At 44.3% G+C, this 6,317-nt stretch carries 2 protein-coding genes; both read left to right on the plus strand.

Annotated features, from left to right (window positions below; translation table 11 throughout):
* Positions 1–61 precede the first annotated feature (61 nt).
* Positions 62–4,852 (plus strand): endo-beta-N-acetylglucosaminidase, encoded by a 4,791-nt coding sequence (locus ADG03_RS01835; RefSeq protein WP_049471807.1) that lies wholly within the window; start codon positions 62–64, stop codon positions 4,850–4,852.
* 203 nt (positions 4,853–5,055) lie between these two features.
* Positions 5,056–6,255, plus strand: coding sequence for a phosphoglycerate kinase (locus ADG03_RS01840; protein ID WP_003008876.1), 1,200 nt, complete (start codon positions 5,056–5,058; stop codon positions 6,253–6,255).
* The last annotated feature ends 62 nt before the right edge of the window (positions 6,256–6,317 follow it).

The raw sequence follows: 6,317 nt of genomic DNA on the forward strand, positions 1-6,317 counted from the left end.
GGAGGAAGGAGCCAATGGAAATCGCTCAAGAAAAAGAAAAAAACCATACAAGGAGGTCAAGATGAAAGGTCATCTATTTGAAAAGAAAGAACGATTTAGTATACGAAAATTCAGTGTGGGAGTTTGCTCCGCATTGATTGGGTTAGCATTTTTAGGAACAGGCGCTGTCTCTGCAGATGAGACGGTTTCTACTAGTGAACAACCCTTAGAAACCTCTTCAGTAGCGACCGAAGACGTCAATCATCTAGTGAGAGAAGCTGGCGTCTATACTGCAGATGCGGCTTTACCTGCTGCAGAAACGGAAAAACCAGCCGCAGAAGTGGTCGCTCCAGAGGCTAGTCCTACAAGTACAGAAGCTAGCTCGGCGACTACAGATCATCCAGCTGTTTCAGAGACTGAAAAACCGAAAGCTGCTGCTGAGAAAGTGGCCGATTTACCAACCAATGAAGAAAAACAATTGAGACCCAAAGAAGTTAAGTTCGATACTTGGGACGATCTCTTGAAGTGGGAACCAGGAAAACGAGTGGATGACGATATGAACAGAGCAAGTGTCCCACTTGCGAGTCGTTTTCAAGGGAAACAAATTAATGAACAAGCCAACCCTGAAGCGAAGATCCAAGCACTGTCAAATATGAACTCCAAAGCAAAGGATCATGCGTCTGTCGGCGGGGAAGAGTTTAAAGCCTATGCTTTTGATTACTGGCAATATTTGGACTCCATGGTCTTTTGGGAAGGACTGGTTCCATCAGCAGATGTGATCGATGCAGCCCACCGTAATGGGGTTCCTATTTATGGGACACTCTTTTATAACTGGTCTAGCAGCATCAAGGATCAAGAACATTTTGCAGAAACCTTGAAAGAAGATAGTGAAGGCTCTAAAACCTTCCCGATCGCCCGGAAATTAGTCGAACTTGCCAAGTACTATGGCTTTGATGGTTACTTTATCAACCAAGAAACAACCGGAAATCTTGTAGAACCATTGGGTCCAAAGTTGAGAGATTTTCTTCTTTATACCAAGGAATATGCCAAGAGTCTGAACTATCCGATTAAGTATTCCTGGTATGATGCTATGACCTATGAATATGGCCGTTACCATGAGAATGCGCTGGGAGAATACAACTACAATTTCATGCAGCCAGAAAATGGGGAAAATCCAGTGGATACCTTCTTTGCTAACTTTAACTGGGGCAAATCAGAAGTGGATTATTCCATCAGTACAGCTAAATGGATTAAGCGGAATCCTTATGATGTTCTAGCTGGACTCGAGCTCCAAAAAGGAGGCTCTTATAAAACTAATGTAGACTGGAATGCCATTTTAGATGAACATGGCAAGCTGCGTCTATCTCTTGGTCTTTATGCACCTGACACCATTACAGGGCTAGGAAAGACGGGAGAAGGTTACCATACCCATGAAGATCTATTCTGGACAGGTTTCCAAGGAGATCCGACTAAAGGAAAACCAGCAGACCAATCTTGGTACGGTATGTCCAATCTAGTAGTGGACAAAACTCCTATTACAAGTGAAGATTTCAATACTTCCTTCAATACTGGTCACGGAAAACACTGGTTTGTGGATGGCAAGATTTCTAAAGAAGGGGAGTGGAACTACCGTTCTGTTTCTGGCTACCTTCCAACATGGCGTTGGTGGGTAGAGCATAGTGAAGATAGTACACCATTAAAAGGTCGCTATGATTTTGATCAAGCCTACAATGGAGGAAATTCTCTAGCCTTTGAAGGCGATCTGAAAGCCAATAGCAATCAAAATGTCATGCTCTATTCGACCAAGATCCCTGTGACAGAAACGACAAAATTGAGCGTCAGTCATAAAGGTGGGATCGGAGCTGCTGCCTGGGTAGCTGTTGCCACCAAAGAAGACTACTCTGAATACGAATGGAAAGAATTGACACCGAGTGCGGATTGGTCTACTCAAACCTTTGATTTGGGAAGTTTGGCTGGCAAGACCATTTATGCTGTGAAGATGTTCTTTGACCATGATACGGATGTTAAAGACTACAAATTTAATCTCGGCCAATTGTCAATTACTTCAAACCAAGAGAAACCAGCGACTCCAGCAGAAGTATCCGTTCGAGCAAAACGTCTACAAAATGCGCAAGAAGCAGAAGCAGTTCTCAATTTTAAAGGGGTAGCAGATGCAGATTATTATGAAGTCTATGAAAAAGATGGCGACAACTGGCGTCTCTTAACAGGGTCTTCTGCAACAACCGTCTATCTACCAAAAGTTACCCGTTCAGCAAGTGCAGAAGGAACCACTCAGGAACTCAAGGTTGTGGCAGTTGGGAAGAACGGCCAACGTTCAGATGCGGGAACTGTAGCCTTTGATTGGGGCATGACCGTGTCAGATACCAGTCTTCCAAAAGCCCTAGCGCCAAACGTAGTCATTGGAGCCAAAGTGATCGGTTCGAGCTTCCCAGATGCGGATGGTAGTGAAGGTATTGAAGGCATGTTAAATGGGACCATTACCAGTCTTTCAGATAAATGGTCTTCTGCTCAATTGAGTGGAACCGTCGATATTCGTTTGATACAACCACGGACCATTGTTCGTTGGGTCATGGACCATGCCGGTGCGGGTGGAGAATCTGTCGACGATGGCAAGATGAATACCCGTGACTTCGACCTTTACTACAAGGATGAAGTGGGTGAATGGAAGCTCGCTAAGGAAGTTCGTGGCAATAAAGCCCATGTATCTGACATTACACTGGATCATCCGATCAAGGCTCAAGACTGGCGTCTCCATGTCATTACAGCAGATAACGGCACCCCATGGCAAGCCATCCGGATTTACAACTGGAAGATGTATGAAAGTCTGGATACGGAAACGGTCAACATCCCGATGAAACATGCTGCAGCGCAAAACTTAGGTAATCATTTTGTCCAAGTCGGTTTCAAAGATGTTCCGGCCAATACTACTCTGACTCTTTATGCCGATAAAGAAGCCACTAGTCCAATTGCGACCATGACAGCCGATCAAGCTGGAAATCTCATATTTAAACCGCTCGCTTTTGAATCAACCCCGTCTCTTCTTTACTATCGCGCACAAGTTCCTGGTAAAGATATCAGTAATGTTTTGGCGATCGAAGTTCCAAAGAATGATAAAGAAATTGCGGGACTCCAATTTGAAGATGGATTGACCAAGAAGGTCTACCGGGAAGGCGATGCCCTTTCCTTGAAAAGGGCGACTCTCCGCGTTCATTATAAAGATGGCCAAGCAGATCAACTGGTCAACCTCACCAACTCAGGTGTAGAGATTCATGGATTTGATAGTAGCAAGCTGGGAGAACAACACCTAGAAGTCTCTTACCTTGGTCAGAAATTAGATAAGACTCTCACTGTTTTTGTGGTCAGTGCAGAGGAAGCAGGCGAAAAAGCGGTTGCTGGTCTAGAATTGACCGACAAACCAAAAGTGGAATATATTGTCGGAGAAGCATTGGAGAAAGAAGGCGGACGCTTTACAGTCGTCTTTGAAGATGAAACGACCGAAACGCACGCCTTGACCGATGAAGGGGTTGAAGTAACTGGATTTGATGCGACCAAGGAAGGCCGTCAAACCATCACTATCCATTACAAAGGAGCTAGCACAAGCTTTGATGTCCTCGTCAATCCAAAACCAGCTCTCAACGATGAATACCTCAAGCAAAAATTGGCTGAAGCTGAAGCTGCAAAAGCCAAAGTAGACTTTACATTTGCCAGTCCTGAAGTCAAAGAAGCCTTGTTGGCTGGAATGGCTGCTTCTGAAAAAGTCTTGAAAGAACATGATACCAGCACACAAGATCAAGTCAATGAGCAGTTGAACCAATTGACCGCTCTCTTGAAAGCCTTGGATGGACAAGCTAATCTAGTCAAAGAGAGAGAAGCTCTTTCTACTCTGACAGAGGAAGCGACCGCTCTATTAGCAAGTAAGCCAAATCACCCTTCTGGTGACGCTTTGCAGGCACTGGTTGAGAAAAATAAAGAACTCCTAGACTCTTCAGAGCTCACTCCTGAAGCGCTCGCAACCGCAAAAACAGGTCTAGAAACCTTGATTGCGCTCCTGAAAGAAGATAAGCCAGCGGTCTTTGTAGACCCTGCGACTGGAGTCGAAGTTCAATTCTCCAACTTAGAGCCAACCGTTGTCAAAGGACTGAAAGTCGCAAAAGTTGAAGCCAATCAGGCAGAAAAAGAAGAGCTGAAGGGTCGAGAAGGAATCGTCTTTGATATTGAAGGCGTGGATGCCAGCGGTCAAGATATTGATACCCACCATCCATCCCTTGTGAAAATCCCTGTGGATAAGGATAAAGAAGTGGAGCAAGTTCTCTTCTTCCCAGAAGGTCAAGCTCCTCAATCCTTGGCCTTTGAGAGAGTTGGAGATGTAGTCATCTTTACAGCTCCTCACTTTACTCACTATGCGATTGTCTATAAGCCAGCACAAACGGAAGGACCAGATCAACCGATCCAACCAGAGGAACCGGCTAAACCTGATCAGCCTGTTCAACCAGCTCAACCAAATCAACCAGTCCAACCAGCTGCCCCAGTGACTCCGGATCCAGCTAATCCATTGAAGCCTACAGAGTCTTCTCAAGTGGATCAGTTGGCCCCAACGACTTCTACTCAAGCGGGTCATCAAGAGGAAGAACACAAGGATATGGTTGATCAAGAGATCCATCAGTTGTTAAGTGCCCACCAAGGAGCGAACTCACAGCCAACAGTTCAGCAAGAAACAAAAGATGCCAGCAAAGAAAGTCAATCGGAACACTTACCAAATACGGCAAGCCTAGAAGCTTCCTTTGCAGCTGAAGCTGTTCTCCTATCAGCCTTAGGCGGATTCCTCTTGGCTGGTAAGAAGAAAGAAGAGTAAGCCTTTTACAGGATTCTTTCGTTCTTTTAAAAAGTCACTCTCAAAAAAACCTCTCTGGTGAAAACCAGAGAGGTTTGATCTTGTATCTAGAAGTGTCGTTCGGATCCTGTGAATTAGAGGGGAAAAGCATTGGATTTTTCTACCTCTTTTACAGATTTTGTGATATAATTATCATGTATTAAAAAAAGAAGGAGTCATATCTAATGGCAAAATTGACTGTTAAAGACGTTGACTTGAAAGGGAAAAAAGTTCTCGTTCGTGTTGACTTCAACGTTCCTGTAAAAGATGGCGTGATCACTAACGATAACCGTATCACTGCAGCTCTTCCAACTATCAAGTACATCCTTGAACAAGGTGGACGTGCAATCCTCTTCTCTCACCTTGGACGTGTAAAAGAAGAAGCAGATAAAGAAGGTAAATCACTTGCTCCTGTAGCTGCTGACTTGGCTGCTAAATTGGGTCAAGAAGTGAAATTTATCCCAGGTGTTACACGTGGTGCTGAATTGGAAGCTGCTGTTAACGCTCTTGAAGATGGACAAGTTCTCTTGGTTGAAAACACTCGTTTCGAAGATGTTGATGGCAAGAAAGAATCTAAAAACGATCCTGAACTTGGTAAATACTGGGCATCACTTGGAGATGGTATTTTCGTAAACGATGCATTTGGTACTGCTCACCGTGCACACGCATCTAACGTTGGTATCTCTGCAAACGTTGATAAAGCTGTTGCTGGATTCCTTCTTGAAAACGAAATTGCTTACATCAAAGAAGCAGTTGAAGCTCCAGAACGTCCATTCGTAGCTATCCTTGGTGGATCAAAAGTATCTGACAAGATCGGTGTTATCGAAAACTTGCTTGAAAAAGCTGATAAAGTCCTTATCGGTGGTGGGATGACTTACACATTCTACAAAGCACAAGGTATCGAAATCGGTAACTCACTTGTAGAAGAAGACAAATTGGATGTGGCGAAAGCTCTTCTTGAAAAATCAAACGGCAAATTGATCTTGCCAGTTGACTCAAAAGAAGCGAATGCATTTGCTGACTACACTGAAGTGAAAGACACTGAAGGTGAAGCAGTAGATCCAGGATTCCTTGGTCTTGATATCGGTCCTAAATCAATCGCTAAATTCGACCAAGAATTGACTGGTGCGAAAACAGTTGTATGGAACGGACCTATGGGTGTATTTGAAAACCCTGACTTCCAAGCTGGTACAATCGGTGTGATGGACGCTATCGTGAAACAACCAGGCGTTAAATCAATCATCGGTGGTGGTGACTCAGCTGCTGCTGCGATCAACCTTGGCCGTGCAGACAAATTCTCATGGATCTCTACTGGTGGTGGTGCTTCTATGGAACTCCTTGAAGGTAAAGAACTTCCAGGATTGGCTGCTCTTACAGACAAATAATCTAAATAGAATGAAAGAGGCTGGGACAAAAGTCCTAGCCTCTCAATTATTTTTGGATTGTC

It is taken from the genome of Streptococcus parasanguinis, from assembly GCF_001069785.1.
GTDB classification, from domain to species: domain Bacteria; phylum Bacillota; class Bacilli; order Lactobacillales; family Streptococcaceae; genus Streptococcus; species Streptococcus parasanguinis_T.

Bases quoted from the DNA above. Each gene is read 5' to 3' on its own strand.
- ADG03_RS01835 (WP_049471807.1), top strand. From the start codon at position 62: ATGAAAGGTCATCTATTTGAAAAGAAAGAACGATTTAGTATACGAAAA.
- ADG03_RS01840 (WP_003008876.1), top strand. From the start codon at position 5,056: ATGGCAAAATTGACTGTTAAAGACGTTGACTTGAAAGGGAAAAAAGTT.